Source organism: Streptomyces sp. NPDC086835 (assembly GCF_044745705.1).
GTDB lineage: Bacteria > Actinomycetota > Actinomycetes > Streptomycetales > Streptomycetaceae > Streptomyces.
The window spans coordinates 452,778-472,543 of record NZ_JBIVAU010000001.1 but is presented as its reverse complement, the minus strand read 5'-3'; the positions used below and the strand labels follow the sequence as shown (position 1 = coordinate 472,543).

Annotated in this window: 15 protein-coding genes; 2 read left to right on the top strand and 13 right to left on the bottom strand. The window is 69.9% G+C overall.

Annotation, left to right across the window (positions count from 1 at the left end):
• Positions 1 to 75: 75 nt before the first annotated feature.
• The 3 genes from ACIPJI_RS02045 to proB all read right to left on the bottom strand — a co-directional run bounded on the left by ACIPJI_RS02045 (position 76) and on the right by proB (position 3,348).
• A complete protein-coding gene (locus ACIPJI_RS02045; protein WP_307706392.1) occupies positions 76 to 1,368 on the bottom strand; it encodes a glutamate-5-semialdehyde dehydrogenase in 1,293 nt (430 codons plus the stop codon).
• A 139-nt stretch (positions 1,369 to 1,507) separates the two neighbouring features.
• Entirely contained in the window at positions 1,508 to 2,110 is a 603-nt protein-coding gene (locus ACIPJI_RS02040) for a hypothetical protein (protein WP_356620954.1), read from the bottom strand.
• 131 nt (positions 2,111 to 2,241) lie between these two features.
• Positions 2,242 to 3,348: a glutamate 5-kinase gene (proB, locus tag ACIPJI_RS02035; protein WP_307706395.1), complete on the bottom strand. Its 1,107-nt coding sequence runs from the start codon at positions 3,346 to 3,348 to the stop codon at positions 2,242 to 2,244.
• A 409-nt stretch (positions 3,349 to 3,757) separates the two neighbouring features.
• Between proB and ACIPJI_RS02030 the strand changes: the two genes are divergently transcribed.
• Together ACIPJI_RS02030 and rfbC are read left to right on the top strand one after the other, a co-directional pair.
• Entirely contained in the window at positions 3,758 to 5,920 is a 2,163-nt protein-coding gene (locus ACIPJI_RS02030; protein ID WP_402243928.1) for a glycosyltransferase family 2 protein, read from the top strand.
• A gap of 64 nt (positions 5,921 to 5,984) precedes the next feature.
• Positions 5,985 to 6,584: a dTDP-4-dehydrorhamnose 3,5-epimerase gene (gene rfbC, locus ACIPJI_RS02025; RefSeq protein WP_402243927.1), complete on the top strand. Its 600-nt coding sequence runs from the start codon at positions 5,985 to 5,987 to the stop codon at positions 6,582 to 6,584.
• Between the two features lie 61 nt (positions 6,585 to 6,645).
• Here the strand turns inward: rfbC and ACIPJI_RS02020 are convergent, their stop codons facing one another.
• From ACIPJI_RS02020 to ACIPJI_RS01975, 10 genes are all read right to left on the bottom strand, one after another.
• Entirely contained in the window at positions 6,646 to 7,440 is a 795-nt protein-coding gene (locus ACIPJI_RS02020; RefSeq protein WP_307706398.1) for a class I SAM-dependent methyltransferase, read from the bottom strand.
• A gap of 77 nt (positions 7,441 to 7,517) precedes the next feature.
• A complete protein-coding gene (rfbD, locus tag ACIPJI_RS02015; protein ID WP_402243925.1) occupies positions 7,518 to 8,414 on the bottom strand; it encodes a dTDP-4-dehydrorhamnose reductase in 897 nt (298 codons plus the stop codon).
• Positions 8,411 to 9,397: a dTDP-glucose 4,6-dehydratase gene (gene rfbB, locus ACIPJI_RS02010; protein WP_402243923.1), complete on the bottom strand. Its 987-nt coding sequence runs from the start codon at positions 9,395 to 9,397 to the stop codon at positions 8,411 to 8,413. The genes rfbD and rfbB overlap by 4 nt, the downstream gene beginning before the upstream one ends.
• Positions 9,394 to 10,461 (bottom strand): glucose-1-phosphate thymidylyltransferase, encoded by a 1,068-nt coding sequence (locus tag ACIPJI_RS02005; RefSeq protein ID WP_307706401.1) that lies wholly within the window; start codon positions 10,459 to 10,461, stop codon positions 9,394 to 9,396. The genes rfbB and ACIPJI_RS02005 overlap by 4 nt, the downstream gene beginning before the upstream one ends.
• 60 nt (positions 10,462 to 10,521) lie before the next feature.
• Positions 10,522 to 11,775, bottom strand: a complete 1,254-nt coding sequence (locus ACIPJI_RS02000; protein ID WP_402243921.1) for a glycosyltransferase family 2 protein — start codon at positions 11,773 to 11,775, stop codon at positions 10,522 to 10,524.
• A 156-nt stretch (positions 11,776 to 11,931) separates the two neighbouring features.
• Complete coding sequence (locus tag ACIPJI_RS01995) at positions 11,932 to 14,001, bottom strand: hypothetical protein (protein ID WP_402243919.1); 2,070 nt, start codon at positions 13,999 to 14,001, stop codon at positions 11,932 to 11,934.
• Between the two features lie 131 nt (positions 14,002 to 14,132).
• Positions 14,133 to 15,626, bottom strand: a complete 1,494-nt coding sequence (locus ACIPJI_RS01990; RefSeq protein ID WP_373465283.1) for an SDR family NAD(P)-dependent oxidoreductase — start codon at positions 15,624 to 15,626, stop codon at positions 14,133 to 14,135.
• 227 nt (positions 15,627 to 15,853) lie between these two features.
• Positions 15,854 to 16,231 carry a hypothetical protein gene (locus ACIPJI_RS01985; protein ID WP_402243917.1) on the bottom strand — a complete coding sequence of 126 codons (378 nt, stop codon included), beginning with the start codon at positions 16,229 to 16,231 and terminating at the stop codon, positions 15,854 to 15,856.
• Positions 16,232 to 16,366: 135 nt separating this feature from the next.
• On the bottom strand, positions 16,367 to 17,344 hold the full coding sequence (gene galE, locus ACIPJI_RS01980; protein WP_307706405.1) for a UDP-glucose 4-epimerase GalE: 978 nt from the start codon (positions 17,342 to 17,344) through the stop codon (positions 16,367 to 16,369).
• A gap of 44 nt (positions 17,345 to 17,388) precedes the next feature.
• Positions 17,389 to 19,314 carry a PIG-L family deacetylase gene (locus ACIPJI_RS01975; protein ID WP_402244722.1) on the bottom strand — a complete coding sequence of 642 codons (1,926 nt, stop codon included), beginning with the start codon at positions 19,312 to 19,314 and terminating at the stop codon, positions 17,389 to 17,391.
• Positions 19,315 to 19,766 lie beyond the last annotated feature (452 nt).

Below are 19,766 nucleotides of genomic sequence, written 5' to 3'. Positions count from 1 at the left end.
ACCGGGGGGCCCGGTTTGGGCAGGGAGAGCGCAAACTCTCCCCGCCCGGGTGACCCGGGGCCGCCCCGCTGACGGTCACCGTGTGTGGCCGTCGCCCGTCACGATGTACTTCGTCGAGGTCAGCTCGGGCAGCCCCATCGGACCGCGCGCGTGCAGCTTCTGCGTCGAGATGCCGATCTCGGCGCCGAATCCGAACTGACCACCGTCGGTGAAACGGGTGGACGCGTTCACCGCGACCGTCGTGGAGTCCACCAGCTGGGTGAATCGCCGGGCCGCGGCCTGCGAGGTGGTGACGATCGCCTCGGTGTGACCGGACGACCAGAGACGGATGTGGGCGACGGCCGACTCCAGGGACTCGACGACCGCGGCGGCGATGTCGTAGGAGAGGTACTCCGTCTCCCAGTCCTCCGTGGTCGCGGGCACGATCGTGGCCTTGGTGGCGTCCGCGTACTCGATGACGCGCTCGTCGCCGTGCACGGTCACCCCGGCGTCCGCGAGGGCGTCCAGGGCGCGCGGCAGGAAGGCGGCCGCGATGTCCTTGTGGACGAGGAGGGTCTCCGCGGCGTTGCAGACGCTCGGCCGCTGCGCCTTGGAGTTGATCAGGATCTCGACGGCCATGTCGATGTCGGTCTCGGCGTCCACGTACACGTGGCAGTTCCCGGTGCCCGTCTCGATGACGGGGACGGTGGACTCCTCGACGACCGTGCGGATCAGCGAGGCGCCGCCCCGGGGGATCAGCACGTCGACCATGCCCCGGGCCCGCATCAGCTCGCGTACGGAGTCCCGGCTCTCGCCGGGCACGAGCTGCACGGCGTCGGCCGGCAGGCCGGAGCCACCGACCGCGTCCCGCAGCACCCGCACCAGGGCGGTGTTGGAGGAGTACGCGGAGGACGAGCCGCGCAGCAGCACCGCGTTGCCCGACTTCAGGCACAGCGCGGCGGCGTCCACGGTGACGTTCGGCCGGGCCTCGTAGATGATGCCGACGACGCCCAGCGGCACCCGCACCTGGCGCAGGTCGATGCCGTTGGGAAGGGTCGAGCCGCGCACCACCTCGCCGACGGGATCGGGCAGCGCGGCCACATGACGCACGTCGGCGGCGATGGCCCGCACCCGCTCGGGAGTGAGCGTGAGCCGGTCGATGACCGTCTCGCTGGTCCCCGCCTCACGGGCGCGGGCGACGTCCTCGGCGTTGGCCTCGACGATCTCGCTCGTACGGACCTCCAGGGCGTCGGCCATCGCGAGCAGCGCGTCGTCCTTGGCCGATCGCGGCAGAGGCGCGAGGTCGGCGGCCGCTGCGCGGGCCCGATAGGCCACCTGGGCGACCGGGGACATGTTGTCGTAGGGCGAAACCGAAGAGAGCGACGTCATACAGGAAGCGTAATGCGCCGCCCGGGGGCGCCCCTCCCGTATCCCGCAGTCCGAGACGGACCGCCTCGCGCCGCGTGCCTCGACCACCTCACGCGCCCCGCGAACAGGGGGGAGGCACTCGAACCCGCGTGCCCTGCCCTCAGAAGGGATGCACTCCCACCCGCGCGGCCGCCGGCGGGCCGTAACCCTCCGCGACGCGCTGGTGATACGTCTGCCGGTCGATGACCTCGAGGCCGACGATCTCCCACGGCGGCAGGTTGGCCGTGGAACGGTGCTCGCCCCACAGCCGCAGGGCGACCGCGGCCGCGTCGTGCAGGTCGCGCGCCTCCTCCCAGTAGCGGATCTCCGCGTGGTCGTTGGCGTACCGGCTGGTGAGCAGGAAGGGGTGATCGTGGGCCAGCTGCTCGAGGCCGCGGCGGACCTCCTTGAGCGGGGCCTCCCGGCCGGAGACGCTGAGCGTGATGTGCCACAGGCGGGACAGCACACGCTCCTCGTCGGCGGCGCCCGGCCGTGTCCCGGCCTCCACGGTGCCGGTCCCGGCCCCTTGGTCCTGGATCTTCATCCGGTCCCCGCGGGCGGCGTCGCCGTCGGCCCGCCCTTCGCCGCGCGCGTCACCGTGCCCGTCGCCGAAGTCGGCCCCCGCCCCGACGCTGGTCAGAGCCCGCTCCTCGCCCACCGACCGGCGGACGCCCGGCAGCTTCCCGTTCCCTCGGGGCGCATCCCCTGGGCGCGCTCGTCTCACCGGCGGCCTCCCTGCTGCTGCGTCGTCGTGCCGAACCCCGCGTTCCCCCGCAACAAAGTTGACCAGCCCACGGCGGGGCGTGGGGCGGTTTTGGTAAAGGTCTCTGCCAGATGGCGGGACTTTCCGCCTTTTCACGTCTGAAGGACGACCAGATCGTCCCTGTGTACGACTTCCCGCTCGTACTCCGGACCGAGCTCCTTCCCCAGTTCCCTGGTGGAGCGGCCGGCCATCCGGGGGATCTCCTTGGCGTCGAAGTTGACCAGCCCCCGTGCGACCGGCCGGCCGGCGGCGTCGCGCAGCTCGACCGGGTCGCCGGCACTGAACTCGCCGTCCACCGCGGCGATCCCGGCGGGCAGCAGCGACTTCCTGTTGTCGACGACGGCCCGTACGGCACCCTCGTCGAGGGTGAGGGAGCCCTGCGGCGTGGAGGCGTGCGCCAGCCACAGCAGCCGGTCGGCGGAGCGGCGTCCGGTGGCGTGGAAGTACGTGCCGGTGTCACGGCCGGAGAGCGCGTCGGCGGCACGGCTCGCGGAGGTGAGGACCACGGGCACGCCGGCGGCCGCGGCGATCCGGGCCGCCTCGACCTTGGTGACCATGCCGCCGGTGCCGACGCCCGCCTTGCCCGCGCTGCCGATCTGCACATGGGCGATGTCCTCGGGGCCCTGCACCTCCTCGATACGGCTGGTGTCGGGACGGGCCGGGTCCCCGTCGTACAGGCCGTCGACGTCGGAGAGCAGGACCAGCAGGTCCGCCCGTACGAGGTGGGCGACGAGCGCGGCGAGCCGGTCGTTGTCGCCGAAGCGGATCTCGTCGGTGGCGACGGTGTCGTTCTCGTTGACGACCGGGACCGCGCCCATCGCCAGGAGCTGGTCCAGGGTCCGGTAGGCGTTGCGGTAGTGGGCGCGCCGGCTGGTGTCGTCGCTGGTCAGGAGCACCTGGCCGACGCGCACGCCGTAGCGGGCGAAGGACGCGGTGTAGCGGGCGACGAGCAGGCCCTGGCCCACGCTCGCGGCGGCCTGCTGCCGGGCCAGGTCCTTGGGCCGGCGGGTGAGCCCGAGCGGCGCGAGGCCCGCGGCGATGGCGCCGGAGGAGACGAGCACTATCTCCTTCTCGCCGCCGCTGCGGACCTTGGCGAGCACGTCCACCAGGGCGTCGACCCGGTCCGCGTCGAGCCCGCCGGCGGCGGTGGTCAGGGAGGAGGAGCCGACCTTGACGACGATCCGGCGGGCGGCGGTCACGTGCGTCCTCGCCGGGACCGTGCCCGCCGGTGCGGCGGAGGCCGGTGGCTGCCCCGCCGGGGCTCCTGCCGAATGCCCTGCGGCCTGCTGTTCCGGGCTCTGTCCGCTCACGCCGTGCCTCGCCTCTGTCACAAGGCCGAATGTATGTCAGCGTCCCTGTCGAGTGCGCGGCCATTCCGCTCGCTGGACAGCAGCATCCGGCCAACGGCACCTGTCCCCCTGACCCGCGTGGGACGGTGCCACCCCCGAAAGGGCCTGGCGGAGGGCGCGAGTTGACTGCGCCGATGGTTGTTCGATCCGGCCAACCGCTAGGGTGGCCGGTGGGCGGTGGCCCGCGCCCGTTCCGGCGCATGCCTGTCTCCGGCCCGCCACCTTCGACTCCGGTTCCCACAACAGACGGGGCGCAGCTGTGTCGGTCAAAGTGAGTGTCGTCATCCCGGTGTACAACCCGGGGAAGTACATCGATCCGTGCATCGATTCCTTGGTCCGCCAGACCCTGCCGGCCGAGGAGTTCGAGGTCCTGTTCGTCGACGACGGCTCCACCGACGACACGCCGGAGCGGCTCGACAAGCTGGCGGCCGAGCATCCCCACTTCCGGGTGATCCACATCCCCAATTCCGGCTGGCCGGGCAAGCCGCGGAACGTCGGGGTCGCCGAAGCCCGCGGTGAGTACGTCCAGTTCCTCGACCAGGACGACCACCTGGGCACGGACGCGCTGCGCCGCCTGTACGACATGGGGCACAGGAACGGCTCCGACATCGTCATCGGCAAGGTGGCCAGCAACTTCCGCGGCGTGCCGCACGGCGTCTTCCGTACGAACCGCGAGAAGTGCACGCTGCGCGACGCGCCGCTGTTCGACAGCCTCACGCCGCACAAGATGTTCCGCACCGCGTTCCTGCGCGAGCACGGCATCGCCTACCCCGAGGGCAAGCGCCGCCTCGAGGACCAGCTGTACATGATGCGGGCGTACTTCCCCGCCGAGGTCGTCTCGATCCTCGGCACGTACACCTGCTACCACTACTCGAAGCGGGACGACGGCAAGAACGCCGGGTCGGCGAAGCTCGTCCCCGAGGGCTACTACGGCAACCTCCGCGAGGTGCTCGACGTCGTCGTCGCCAACACCGAACCCGGTCCGCTGCGGGACCGGGTGCTGCGCCGCTTCTACCGGGTGGAGATGCTGGGCCGCCTCAGCGAGCCGGCGGTGCTCAAGTACGACGACGACTACCTGCGCGAGATGGTCGACGCGGTACGGCCGCTCGCACTGGAGTACATGGACGACTCCGTGCACGACGGCCTCGGTCCGATGCTGCGGATGCGCTCCACCCTGCTGCGCGAGGACAACGCGGAAGGGCTGCTGCGGCTCGCCCGGCTCGGTTCGTCCGTCAAGGGCTCCGCACGGCTGGAGAACGTGCAGTGGGAGACCGACGGCCGGATCACGGTGACCATGGCAGGACGGCTGGTCCACGGCGAGCAGCGTCTGCCGCTGAAGCTTCTGCGCCGTGACGAGCGGCTGTATCTGCACCCCGACATCACCTCCGGGTTCCTCCCCGAGGGCGCGCTCCTCGACATCACCGACGATCTCGCCGGCTTCCAGGCCGAGCTGTCGCTGCGTGACCGCGAGAAGGCCGTGGAGTGGCTGTGCCCGACCACGCTGGAGACCCACGTCGAGATGCTCGACGACGAGGAGGACGAGACCACGGAGCCCGGCGGGGAGGGGCCGGAGAAAGCGGGCCGGACCTGCGAGGTCGTGCTCCGGGGCACCGGTGTGCTGGCCCCCCAGGGCAGCAGCAAGGGCCGGGGCAACCTTCCCAGGGGCTTCTGGGACGCCTGGGTGAGCGTGCGGGGCCTCGGTCTCGTGCGCAAGACACGGCTGGGCGCCGAGCGTGCGGAGCACGTCGACGGCCAGTGCCTCCCGGCGCTGTTGTCCGCACCCGCCCGCCCTGTGATCCCGTACTTCACCGACCCGCACGGCAACCTCACCCTCGACGTCTCCCGTCGCGGCAAGAAGCTGGTCCCGTATCTGGAGGGCCGCCCCGTGCTGTGCATGCCGGGGCGTTCGCCGCAGCTGCGGCTCGACCTGGTCACGACCGCCGCGACCGCTCCCACGGCGGTGCAGCTGGTGCTGAGCAAGCCGCCGGCCGCGCCCGCCCCTGCCACCGCAGAGGCGGCGGAGACGGGACCGGAGGAGCCGGAGACCTCTGAGGCACCGGACGCCGCGGTCGTCCACGCGTTCCCGTCCACGCTGCGCCCGGTGCACGGTCGCGCCCATCTGCCGGTGCCCCGCCGGGTCGAGGGGGCGCCGGAGGGCACCTGGCAGCTCGGGGTGCGGCTCGACGGCGAGAAGGGCCGGGCCCTGGCGCTGTGTACGGTGGACGTCGATGCCGCCGGCCGTCTCCGCCTGGACGGCAGCCTCCCCGCACCGGACCCCGCCCTGCTGCGGAAGCTGACGGTGCAGCGCCGCCGGGCGGCGCTGCGCGAGGCGGTGCGCACCGTGGCCGGCCCCGTCGTGCGACGGCTGCCGTCCTCCGGGCGCAGGAAGGTACGCCGGTTCGCGGCGCGGCTGCTGGGATGACCCGCGAACCCGCGGGCCCGGCATCGGCCACCTGACCGCAATACCGGAACGAGGACAGGATCACATGCGGCAGCTCTCCATCACCGGCGCCTGGGTGCACGAGCCGAAGATCTTCCCGGACAGCCGCGGGAGCTTCCACGAGTGGTTCAAGGAAGGCGACTTCGCGAAGGCCGCCGGCCACGGTCTGCGGCTCGCCCAGGCCAACTGCTCGGTCTCCAGCCGTGGCACGCTCCGAGGCGTCCACTTCGCCGACGTTCCGCCGAGTCAGGCGAAGTACGTCAAGTGCGTGCGGGGCGCCGTCCTGGACGTCGTGGTCGACATCCGGGTCGGCTCACCGACGTTCGGGCGGTGGGAGGCGGTCCGTCTCGACGACGTCGACCATCGCAGCGTCTGTCTGTCGGAGGGCCTCGGGCACGCGTTCATGGCCCTGACGGACGACGCCACGGTCGTCTACCTGTGCTCCGAGGGCTACGCCCCCGAACGTGAGCACGGCATCAACCCCCTCGACCCCGGCCTGGGCATCGACTGGCCGAAGGACATCGCCCCGGTGCTCTCCGACAAGGACGCCGCGGCACCGTCGCTGGCAGACGCGGAGCGCCAAGGCCTGCTGCCACGGTACGAGGAGTGCCAGGCCTACTACGCCGAGCTGGTCGCGCGCGGCTGAACGGCGCGGCACGCAGGCGAACGCCCCGGGTCCGGCGGACCCGGGGCGTGAGGGGAACGGCTCAGCCCGTGAGCCTCTCGATGCTCCTGCGCACCGGCGCGAAGGCCGAGCGCGGCCGCCGCAGCGTGCGGGCCTTGATCAGGGCGGGCCAGAAGTCGGCCCCCAGCAGCGCCTCCGGCTGGACGGCGTTCTTGCGGACGAGGATCTCTTCCGGGACGTCCTGCGGGTCGGGCACCACGTACTCTTCGATGATCTTGTCGTACGCGTTCTTGAGGACGGTACTCTCCGGGTCGGCACCGAAGATCGCCACGACTCCGGTCGGCGCGGTGTCGACCTCGACGACGACCAGGTCGGGTCGGTACTTCCGCAGGACCTGGGCGACCTTGTAGACGTCGCCGGCCCAGAACTTGGTGTGCCGGTCGCGCGCGGCCTCGTCGATGTCCCTCGGGAGCATGTCGTCGAGCACGATCACGCTGGACCAGCGTGAATGCCGCTCGACGTTCATGAAGTCGCGGAGCGCGTACTCGAAGAGGTGCATTCCGTCGATGAACGAAAGCTCGAGCTTCGGCTCTCCGCCGAGCACATTCAGCGGGTCCTTGCGGGCCAGGGCACGGAAGGGATTACGGCCGGTGCGCAGATGCACCAGCGGGTCCTTGCGCGCGAAGAAGTCGTCACTGGTGGCCCTGACGAGGTGAACATCGCAACTGATGCTCGTCACGACACGGAACGCGGGGTCGATCGCGACGGAAGGGACCCGGGAGAGTGCCAGACTGCGTCCGTCGTTGACCCCGATTTCGAGATAGTTACGGGGTTTGTACGTGCGGTGCAGTTGACGCAGAAAACCGTGGCGATCCACCGATCGAACCCTTCGCTGGGAATCAAATTGATTGATTCCCAGCGAAGTTAGCGTGTACGCGGCCCGGACGTAAATGTCTACCGGCCAGTAGCACCCGTTCCGCGCTCTGCCTCCACGAGCGCGGGGAACGCTTCTACGAGCGCCTCACGCCAGTCGCGAACAGGTTCGATCCCGGTGCCCCGCCAGCCTTCGTGACCGAGGACGCTGTACGAAGGACGGGGCGCCGGACGCGCGAAGGCCCCGCTGTCCGTCGGCCGTACCCGGTCCGGGTCCGCGCCCAGCAGCCGGAAGATCTCCCTGGTGAAGCCGTACCACGTGGTCTCGCCCCGGCTGGTGCCGTGGTGGACGCCCGCGGGAACGGTCCCGGCCACCGCCGCCTGCCCGAGCCTCACGAGCAGACCGGCGAGGTCGGCGCTCCACGTGGGCTGGCCGCGCTGGTCGTCGACGACGTCGAGGGTGTCCCTGGCCGCCTCCAGCCGGATCATGGTGCGGACGAAGTTGGGGCCGCCCGCGCCGTAGAGCCAGGCCGTACGGACCACATGGCCGGTCTCCGGCAGCAGCTCGAGCACCGCCCGCTCCCCCGCCAGCTTGGTACGCCCGTAGGCGCTGCGCGGCGCGGTGGGGGCGTCCTCGGCGTAGGGCAGGGTGGCGTCGCCCGCGAAGACGTAGTCGGTGGACATGTGCAGCAGGACGGCGCCGCTCTCCTTGCAGGCCTCCGCCACGTTCCTCGCGCCGGTGCCGTTGACGGCCAGGGCGGCGGCCTCCCGCTCCTGGGCGCCGTCGACGTCCGTCCACGCGGCGCAGTTCACCACGACGGCGGGGCGGTGGGCCGCCAGGCAGGAGCGCACGGCATCGGGATCGGTGATGTCCAGGTCCGCGCGCGTCACGGCGGCGACGGGGACACCCTCCGCGGCCAGCCGGTCGACGACGTCCCGGCCGAGCATGCCGCCGGCTCCGGTGACCAGCCAGCTCACAGGGCCGCACGCTCCTTCAGGGGCTCCCACCAGGCACGGTTGTCGCGGTACCACTGGACGGTCTCCGCCAGCCCGGTGGCGAAGTCCTTGCGCGGCTCGTAGCCGAGCTCCGCGCGGATCTTGGTGCAGTCGACCGAGTAGCGGCGGTCGTGGCCCTTGCGGTCGGTGACGTACTCGACGCTGGTGTCCCACTCGGCGCCGCAGGCCTCCAGCAGCAGCCTGGTGAGCTCCTTGTTGGACAGTTCGGTGCCGCCGCCGATGTTGTAGACCTCGCCGGAGCGGCCCTTGGTGCGGACGAGTTCGATGCCCTGGACGTGGTCGTCGATGTGCAGCCAGTCCCGGACGTTGCCACCGTCGCCGTAGAGCGGGACCTTCCCGCCGTCCAGCAGGTTGGTGATGAACAGCGGGATGACCTTCTCGGGGAAGTGGTGGTGCCCGTAGTTGTTGGAGCACCGGGTCACCCGGACGTCCAGACCGTGCGTGCGGTGGTACGACAGGGCGATCAGGTCGCTGGACGCCTTGGCCGACGAGTACGGCGAGTTGGGCTCGAGCGGGTGCGTCTCCGGCCAGGAGCCCTCGTCGATCGAACCGTAGACCTCGTCGGTGGAGATGTGGACGAACCGCCCGACGCCGGCCCGGTGGGCGGCGTCGACCAGCGTATGGGTGCCGAGCACGTTGGTGCGCACGAACTCCGCGCCGCCGTCGATGGAGCGGTCCACGTGCGACTCGGCGGCGAAGTGGACCACTTGGTCGTGCTCCGCCATGAGCTTGCCGACGAGGTCGGCGTCGCAGATGTCGCCCTGCACGAAGCCGAAGCCGGGGTGGTCGCGGACCTCGTCGAGGTTGGCCGGGTTGCCCGCGTAGGTGAGCTTGTCGAGCACGGTGACGGCCACGTCGCCCGGCCCGCCGGGGCCGAGCAGTGTGCGGACGTAGTGGGAACCGATGAAACCGGCGCCACCGGTCACCAGGATCTTCGTTGTCATGAGGAGATCTGTACCTTGCTGTGGTCGCCGAGCACGAGTCGGTGGGAGGACGGGTTACGGGGAGAGGGTGTGACCTCGACGTCCCGGCCGATCAGCGAGGCCTCCACACGTCGCACACCGGTGATGGAGGCGCCGCGCAGGACGATGGAGTACTCGATCTCGCTGTCCTGGATCCGGCACGCCTCCGAGACCGAGGTGAAGGGGCCGACGTACGAGTCGCTGATCACCGTGTCACCGCCGATGATCGCGGGGCCCACGATGCGGCTGTTGCTGATCCGTGCGCCCTTCTCGATCCGGACCCGGCCGATGATCTCGCTGCTCCGGTCGACCTCGCCGTCGTTGCTCGGCTCCACCGTCTCCAGCACGGAGCGGTTGACCTCGAGCATGTCGGTGACGTTGCCGGTGTCCTTCCAGTAGCCGGCGATGGTCGTCGAACGCACGTCGCGGCGCTGGTCGATGAGCCACTGGATGGCGTGGGTGATCTCCAACTCGCCTCGCCAGGAAGGCTCGATGGACCGCACCGCCTCGTGCACGGCAGAGGTGAAGAGGTAGACGCCGACGAGGGCGAGATCGCTCTTCGGCTCCTTGGGCTTCTCCTCCAGGCCCACGACGCGGCCGTCCCCGTCGAGTTCGGCGACACCGAAGGACGTCGGGTCGGGCACCTTGGTCAGCAAGATCTGCGCGTCCGGGCGTTCCGTACGGAATTCGTCGACGAGGCCGGTGATGCCGCCGACGATGAAGTTGTCACCGAGGTACATCACGAAGTCGTCCTCGCCGAGGAAGTCCCGCGAAATGGCGACGGCGTGCGCCAGGCCGAGCGGCTTCTCCTGCGGAATGTATGTGATTTTCACACCGAATCGGGACCCGTCCCCGACGGCTTCCCTGATCTCGTCGGCGGTGTCGCCGACGATCACACCCACCTCGGTGATCCCCGCTTCCGCGATCGCCTCGAGGCCGTAGAAGAGCACCGGTTTGTTCGCGACGGGCACCAGCTGCTTGGCCGAGGTGTGCGTGATGGGACGCAGGCGGGTGCCCGCCCCTCCGGAGAGAACGAGTGCCTTCACGATTCATGTCCTCGAGTCGAGTGATGTTCCCCGAGCGGATACCGCTCAGCCCTTTCGACTTTACCCACGGCTCCCCTGCACAGACGGTGTGTTCCGATTCCAGGTGCCGCGCATGAGACGTCGCACCCGTCTGTGTACCCCGCGCACCACCCGCCGGACGGTGAGGGCCTGCGCCTCCGGCGGCAGGACCCGACAGTTGCCGGCCCAGTCGGGCACAGTGACGGCGTACGACTGGTCGGGCAGGCCAGCCGCGGGGTCCCGGAAGTGCGGATAGGCGAGATACACGCGGCCCCGGCGTCCCGTACGGGGCTCACGGAGCACCTCGGGGACCGACTTGGCGGCGGTGAACTCCACCATGTCCCTCAGCAGGTCGAGCCGGCCCCGTGCGACGCATTCCAGCACCAGCCGCTCCCCCACCCTGACGCGGCCCGCGACGCCCTCGTTCCAGTACCCGGTCATGGCGGCCGCCAGCCGCAGCTTGTCGCGCTGCTCCGACTCCGGCTGCCGCAGGAAACCGGGTCCGAACTGCTGGAGCAGGCCCACGGTGAACGGCCTGACCATCAGCAGATCGCGGCGCGGCCCCGGTGGCTCCAGGCGGGCGATCACCCGGGTCAGACCGGTCAGCGCCTCGAAACGGTCGGCGTACGTCCCGCGCCGGGTGGCGTGTTTGCCGTCCTCGCGGCCGACCAGGTAGTAGCAGTCGTAGTCGGCGACCACGGAGACGCCGTTGCCGGCGAGATAGGCCTCCATGGTGAACAACGAGTCCTCACCCGTCGGGAGACTTTCGTCGAACGTGAGGCCGAGCCGGCACAGCATCTCGCGCCGGAACAACTTCTGCGCGCTGAGCGCGTAGATGATCCGTGACGAGTACACATCGGCACGCTCGACGGTCTCGTTGAACATAGAGCGGGGAACGCCGCGGCCCCGCCCGGCCATCCTGCCGAGCACCACGTCCGTCCCGGCGCGGTCCGCCATGGCGACCATCCGCTCCAGTGCCTCGTCGCCGAGGAAGTCGTCGGCGTCGAGGAAGAAGACATAGCGGCCCCGCGCGAGGGAGAGACCGACGTTGCGCGGACCGCTCGGCCCGCCGGAGTTCGCCTGCCGGACCAGCGTGGTGCGCACCTTGCTGCGGGCGGCGAACTCCTCCAGGTACTCGCCCGTGCCGTCCGTCGAACCGTCGTCGACCGCGACGATCTCGATGCGGTCGACGCCCATGGTCTGCGACTCCACCGACTCCAGGCAGCGGACCAGGTACGGCATGGCTTCATAGGCGCCGACGACCACCGTGACATCGGGCACGAGACTGTCATTCATGGACATAAAGACAACCCGAACCAGGCAAAGGTTGCGCTGGACAACCCTTCGGTCAAATGTGCACATCATGCCCGGTACGCGCCGCCGGCCATGAAGACGACAGCGGCCCGGTGGCATCCCTCGGGGACGCCACCGGGCCGCTGCGGACGGGTCGTGTCAGCCGCCCACGGTTGTGTCGCCCACGGTCGAGTCGTCGAGCCCCGGCGCCTGCTCGGGTCCCGCGAGCCGCTGTTGCAGCCCAAGATTGCGCGCCTCCGCCTTGGCGGCCAGTGCCTGTACCGCCGCGTCGAACTGCTGGAGGGACGTCGGCTCGTCGGGGCCGAGCAGATACTCCTTGAGCTCCCGCCGGGCCTCGGCACGGGTGTCCGCCGCGCCGTCGGAGACGGCCGCGAGCAACTCGTCGAGCTCCGCGGCGCTGTTGGAGAGGATCACAGCGGCGCGCACCGCGGTGTTCTGCCGCCGGAACTCCGCCTCTCCCAGGCCCGCGGAGTCGGTGACGGCGTACGGCTTGCCGCTCGCGATGTAGTCCGAGACCACGCTCGAGATGTCGGAGACCATGCCGTCCGACTCGTTGAAGCAGTCGTACAGGCGCGGCTCGGGACCGGTGATGACCCGGTGCTCCCACCAGCCGAAGGACCGCCAGTACGCGGCGTTCCACTCGTCCTTGAGCTTCATGATCTCGGCCTCGCGCGCCGGGTCCGCCACCGAGTCGCGGGCCTCCTCCGCCTCGTCCCCGCCGGCCTTGGAGACGCCCGACAGTTCCGCCATACGTGCTTCGACACGCTGCAGCACGAGGCGCGCGGCAGCATGGTCCGCGGCGTCGGCCTCCGCCTCCGCCATCCACCGGGGGTCGACCGCCCGGGCTGCGGCGGCCGCCTCGACCAGCGCCCTGATCCGCGCGTCGACGGCCTTGGCCTGCGCGCTGCGGGTGCCGGTGAACGGGTGCGGCTTGTAGACGACCCGGATGGGCTGCTCCGCGTTCAGCAGCCGCTCCACGATGTTCTCGCCGGCCAGCAGCAGGGAGGTGTTGCCGGGGTTGTCGTCCCAGCCCTCCCAGGTGGGGGCGTACAGGACCGTCGGGATCGGCTTCTGCGGCCCGCCCGTCCAGGACCGGATGGGAGCGAGCTGGGGGCGGCCCACCTCGACGATGTCCTCGCTGCGCACACCGACGTCGGCGAGGGCGTACCGGTCGCGGCCGGCCCGGCCGGCGGTCCACACCTCGTCGTAGACCTTGCTGTACGGGTTGACGCTGGCGAGCTTGTCACTGTCGCCGTGACCGATGAAGACATGCTTCATGGTCGGTACGCGCAGCATGTGGATGTTCTTGCCGACGTTGGCGGCGTACAGCGCGACCCGGACCGTCGACAGGTCCAGGTTCATCAGGTGCACCCCGCCGGGCACACAGATCACCGGGACGGACGTGGCACCGAGCTGCGGCACGATGTTGCGCTCACGCAGGACGATCAGCGGCCGGCCGTCGATCTTGGCCATGGTGTCGAGCCACATGTTGACCTGGTACGCCGACTCCCTCGAGCCGGAGAAGTAGAGCATCACCGTCGGCTTGTACTCACGCAGCCAGGCGTCCACGCCGGCCAGCACCTTGTCCGGCGGCGGCACGAGACGGCCCGGCCGCAGGTGCGGGACGAGCAGCGCCAGGTAGACGACCGCGAGGAGGAGCGTGAGCCCGAGTCCGGCGTACGCGAAGACGGTGCGGTCGATCCCGACGGCGATCAGTACACCGATGAAGGAGAAGACGTCGAGGTGGAGCATCTTCTCCGCCGATCGGTCCAGCAGCGGGCGCGGCGGCGCGTCGGGGATGCGCACCCGGCTCAGATCCACGTTCCGCGTGACCACGGGCAGTTTGCGGCGCAGCCGGATCAGCGTGACCATCGCGCCGTGCGGCGCCTGGAGACCGTAGAAGCCGAGGAGGCAGGCGACCGTCACGTAGAAGACGGGCTCCTCCGCGAACCCCATCCGGGCCAGCAGCAGCACGAGCAGCAGCTGGCGCACCAGGAAGCGGATCGACAGACCGGCCCGCACCTTGGCGAGCCGGTTGATCAGATAACTCGACCGCTGGTGGAGGAACTGGTCCGCCGCGTACGTCACGGCGACGGCCACTGCGAAGAACCAGAGGCTGGGGATTATCGCCGCGAGCATGACGCACGGGAATCCCAGCATCAGCAGGAGCGCGGCTGCCAGCTCCGATCCGCTGCCCACGCGTGCCATGCGAATGGCTTTCGAAATCACGGAAAAACCTGCTCCAAGGGGGTGCCGACGGTTTTCTGCGAAGGACGTTGAGCCCCGCTCGACAGACTAGGGCCCCTGCGGCGACCGCAGAGGCCCCAGCGCACGAGCAATCAGCTGTGTTCCTCGTCCTCGTGGCGGTCGAGGACGGACGCCAGGGCCTGCTCGAACCCGGTCGCCTCCGAGGCGCCACGGGTCGGGTCCTGCTGCCGGACGTCGATGACGTGGCCGGTCATCTCGGACAGCAGCACGTCGAGCGAGGTACGGGCGACGGCCTCCGAGGACAGCAGCGAACCGGCGGGCTCGACACCGAACGCCTTGGTCCGCATCGGAGTGGCGGTGCGCTCGGGGTTCACGCAGTTCACCCGGATTCCGTCGGCGGCCCACTCGTCCGACAGGGCCTGGGTGAGGTTGACCATGGCGGCCTTGGTGGACGAGTACAGGCTGTACTCGGCCCGGCCTCGGGTGTAGCTGCTGGAGGTGTAGAGGAGCAACTGGCCCCGGGTCCTCGCGAGATACTTGTGCGAGGCACGGGCGATGTGGACGGGCGCCAGGTAGTTGACGTTCAGCGCTTCCTGGATGGCCGCGTTGTCCGTCTCCGCCAGCTTGCCGATGCGCAGCACGCCCGCGGTGTTGATCACGTAGTCGATGCGGCCGCTCTCGGCGTACGCCTTGGAGAGGGCTGCGTCGACGTCCTCGGGGTTCTCGACGTGCGTGCCGGTGGTGGAGCGGCCCAGCGCGTACACCTTGGCGCCGTAGGACTCGGCGAGCTTGGCGATGTCGGCGCCGATGCCGTACGAGCCGCCGAAGACGACGACCGTCCTGCCGGTGAGCTGCTCGCGGTAGGCCCGCTCGTCGGCCGGGGCCGGGAGGGCGGTCGAGGCGAGCTGGAAGAGCTTGTCGGCGATGAACACGTCGACCGGCTGAGTGACCTTCATGTTGTACTCGTCGCCCGCGACGACGTAGATGGGCACGTCCGGCAGATACCTCAGCACGACCGAACAGTCGTCGGTCGCCTGGAAGTTGGGGTCGGACGCCGCGATCTCGTACGCCTTGCGGATCGTCGACAGCTTGAACGCCTGCGGGGTCTGCCCGCGGCGCAGCCGGGAGCGGTCCGGGACGTCGGTGATGAACTCGCCGTCCTCGCCGTGGGTGCGGGTCACGATGATCGTGTCCGCGGAGGGGATGGCGACATCGACGGCCTGGTAGCGGTCCAGTGCGTCGACACAGTCCCTGATGACCCGCTCGGAGAGCAGCGGGCGGACCGCGTCGTGGAAGAGGACGTTGAGGTCCTCCCCCTCCGCGAGGCCCTCACCGAGGGCGGCGATGGCGCGCTCGGTGGTCTCGCTGCGGGTCGCGCCGCCTTCGAGGACCTTGGTGACCTTGGCCAGCCCGGCCTTCGCGACGATCTTCTCCACTTCCGCGACATAACCGGGCGCCATCATCACGACGACGTCATCGACGGAGTCGGCCTGTTCGAAAATCGCCAGCGTGTGTTCTATGACCGCCTTACCCGCGATCTTCACCAGCTGCTTGGGAATCGCGAGCCCCACCCGCTGACCGGTACCCCCGGCGAGCAGGACAGCTGTGGTTCGGGATCTGGCCATGTGGTGCACGGACAAGGGGACCAATCTTGCGGGGGCTGGGGACAAGGCCGATGCTGACATTCGTACTCACCGTCCCGCAAGACGGCTGACACCTCGCGCACATTCGAATAAACCTGCTGTTCACCCTGGCGTTGCGGGCATGCGACCCCGAACGGTACCTCTCGATCAGGTGACCGACGCCACACGTTCGGACGGAGTGAAGTATCACAGAGCGGGAGAAGCGGCACTTACATATCCGCCACATTGAGCGCGAGGTCGTTCGAGAGCGTGTAATAAACGTGCACGCGGATCTTCTTTCGTTGCCCTCCCAGCACACGCCGTGCCACCGCACGCGACAGGCCCGTATGCCTGCGCTTCCCCGACACTGGGTGCGGGTATACGAAAATCCGCTGCCTCATCACCGGATCATCGAGCAGCCGGCCGATCCTCACCGGCTTCACAGCGGGCGCACAGCGAATGAAAAAGTCCCGCACATCGTTTCCACTCACCTGTGACGCCGCCGGTACGGAAGAGGAAAAACGGAACCGAAATCCGTCCTTGCCGACCTTTTTGCCACGGAAATGGATCTCGTCCGTCCCTTCTCCCCGGCGGCGGTGATGCCCCATCACCTCCTGGGCAGGCCGGGCAGACAGCGCAGCCCGTCTCCATGGCACGAAAAAGCCCGGGCCGACGGTCGCGCGAGGCGGTCGTCGGCCCGGGCCCGAGGGATCTCGGCGGGGTGCGGGAGGTTCTTTCGGGGTTCAGCGCTCCTGGGGGTGCCGCAGGCGCCAGCCCTGCCACGCAGACTCGACCATCTGCCGGACGTCGTACCGGGCGCTCCAGCCCAGCTCCTTGCGGATCAGCTCGGCCGAGGCCACCACCCGGGCCGGATCTCCGGGACGACGGGCCGCGATCTCGGCCTCCGTGTCCGTGCGGCCGCTGACCTCGCGGATGAGGTCCACCATCTCGGCGACGGACACGCCCTCGCCCCGTCCGATGTTCAGAACCAGTTCCGCGGAGGGGTCCTCGACCAGCCGGCGTGCGGCCGCCACATGCGCGGAGGCGATGTCTTCGACGTGGATGTAGTCCCGTACGCAGGTGCCGTCCGGAGTCGGGTAGTCGTCCCCGAAAATCAGCGGCGACCGGCCCTGGTCAAGTCGCTCGAAGACCATGGGTACGAGGTTGAAGATGCCGGGGTCACCGAGCTCGGGGGAAGCGGCACCGGCCACGTTGAAGTAGCGGAGCGAGGCGGTGGCCATGCCGTGCGCCCGGCCGGCCCCGCGCACCAGCCACTCGCCGGCGAGCTTGGTCTCACCGTAGGGACTCATCGGAGCGCATTCCGTCTGCTCCGTCACCAGGTCGACGTCGGGCATCCCGTAGACGGCGGCGGACGAGGAGAACAGGAACCGGCGGACCCCGGCCTCCGCCGCGGCCTCCAGGAGCGTCTGGAGGCCGGTGACGTTCTCCTTGTAGTAGTGCAGCGGGCGCTCGACGGACTCGCCGACCTGCTTCTTCGCCGCCACATGGACGACGCCCTGGACCGCGTGGTCCCGCAGTACGCGGTCCACCAGTTCCCGGTCCAGCACGGAACCGCGCTCCAGCGGTACACCGGCCGGGAGCCTCGCCGGATCGCCGGTGCTGAGGTCGTCGAGAACGACCACGCGCTCCCCGCATTCGGTGAGGGCCTTCACCACATGAGAACCGATGTAGCCCGCACCGCCTGTGATCATCCACGTCATCCGGTCATTCTAGGAGACCGGCGGGCACGGTCCTCTTCCCCGCCTCAGGCACTCTCCGGCTCGGACCCCAGCTGTGTGATCACAGGCACACCCCCGAGCCCGAGTGTCACGACAGCAGCCCGGCCGCTGCCAGGGCCACCCAGAGTCCCGGAGGTCCCCACCATCACGGCCGGAGCTCCCGTCGTGACAACTCTGCCGCCTCGACCGTCGTACACCTGCGCCGCGCCTGTTCCGGCCCTGACGGCCATGAGCAACTCCTCCGCGCGGGCATCGCGGCCACCGACGAGACCGACCCGCCCGTAACCTGGCAGGGGCACCGTCGTCACGGTCGCCCAGCGGCCCGCTTTGCCGGAGCCGAGGCGCTCGACCGTGACTCGGTCGCCCGCCGCCTGCCGATAGCCGACCAGCACCGAGCCGTCCGAGGCGGTGACCGCGTCAGGGACGTCCCCCGGTTCGGCCACGAATCTTCGCGACCCCTTGCGCAGTCCGGCGGACGGCTTGCGCTGCGCCCAGTGCTCGACCCAGCCGGAAGAGGAGGCGAAGAGATGGATGAGCCCGTCGCCGTCCACCGTGGCCGTGAGCCCTTCCTGTATGTGTCCGCCGGGCAGCCGCCGCCAGCCCGACCAGTTGCCGTTCCCGTCGAGCACACGGGTGCTCACGCCCTTCTTCCCGTTCCGTACGAAGACATGGACGCGGCCGTCGGGTCCTGTCACCGCCGTCGGCGGGCCGGTGAGCCTGCTGCGCCGCGGCGCCGTCTCAGGATTGCCGAGGCTGCGCCAGCCGGTCTCGAAGTCACCTCCCGGCGTTCGTTGCCGAAGCATGACGATCTCGCGTGTGTTGCCCGACGTGCTCCCGGCCAGGCCGGAGAAGCGCAGGGCGAAGATCAGATGGCGGCCGTCCGCAGCGGTGGCGACGGCTATCGCGGGGGCGAGGGGGCCGCCCCCGAGGTCCTCCGGGGCGGCCGGCCCTCCGGCGGTCGTAGCGGTCCACCGAGCGAGGCGGGTCCCCAGGACGCCGTACACCACTGTCCGGCCGTCGGTGCCGGTGACGGCCTTCGGGCCGGCGGTGGGATAGCGGCGGTGGGTACTGCGCACCCATCCCCGCTTCGACGTCAGAACGCGGTCCCCGCCGATCGAGTAGTCACCGCAACCGGACGGGTTGCCGCACTCCCAGGAAGCGTCACCGCCGTAGGCGTTGAGGTGCCACGTCTTGAGGGCGACCGTCTCCGGAGGCAGGTTCTTCGGCCAGCGCTCGTTGTAGTAGCCCCGGTACGCCTCTGTCTGGAACAGCGGGATCCTGGTGCTGTCACCGGCCCATCTGGCCAGCGCGGCCCAGGTGAAGAGCGCGGCAGCAGTGTGGTCGGGGTGGTCCGAGTAGCCCCGCTGATCGCTGGCGCGCGGATGCAGCCGGTCGTGCACCTGGGAGTCCGGGTCGGGGTCGAGCGTGCGTATCAGCGTGGGCCGGTAGCGCCGGAGCAAAGAGACAAGGGCGTCGATCAGGTCCGCCCGGCGGTAGGAGTAGTGCGCGCGGACGGGGGAGCCGGGCGTGGGACGCGCCGGGAGACTGACATCGGGAGTGGCCCAGAGGTGCGCCATGTTGACGGGCCTGCCGTCGTACTTCGCATGCATCCGGAGGTTGAGGAAAATCAGCTCCGCGGACCTTCCCTGATGTTCGAGCCGATCGAGCTCGACCTCCCGGCCACCCGGGAGCCGCAGGGTGGTGCGCTCCCAGGTACTGAACAGCGGCGCCCCGAGCATCTGCGCGTATGCCTGCCGCAGACCCTGCTGACGTGACGAGACGTACGCCGGAACGTCCGGCCGTGGCTTCGGCCGGCCCGGGACCGCGTTCACGCCGAAGGAGCCCCCGTCCGTCAGATACACGGTCGTCACCGGCACTCCGCTCGACAGTGTGTCCGCGGTGTCGGGGTTCATGAAGAACAGGTCGTCGTCCGGATGCGCCACGAACTGCATCACACGCGCACGTCCTGGCCGGGCGAACCCGATCCGCTGTTCCCTGCCCGGTCGCTCGGCCGGCGTGCCGGAACCGCCCGCACCCGCCGGTGCGTCTGAATCCGGCGAGCGGGTTGCCGCGGCGGTGCAGCCGCCCACCAGGGGCGCTGCCGAAGCACCCGCCAGACACGCCAGTACGGCACGCCGTGACGGCGCGGGATAATGCGATTCGGTCCTGCCCATGGCTCCTTCTCCACCTCTGTGGCGGTCAAGCAAGATCGCCACAGATGAAGAGGAGTAAGAGATAGGCAGGTTTCACGCGATCACGTGATCGTCATCACATAAGGGTCAAATTATGAGTCAACTTGCCGATGGTGCTCATTCTTGGCACCATGCGACGCTGACCATCAGCTCTGAGTGGAAGCCGGGATCGCCGTGAGTGACTCACTGCTGCCCTATGCGGTGGGCGCTGC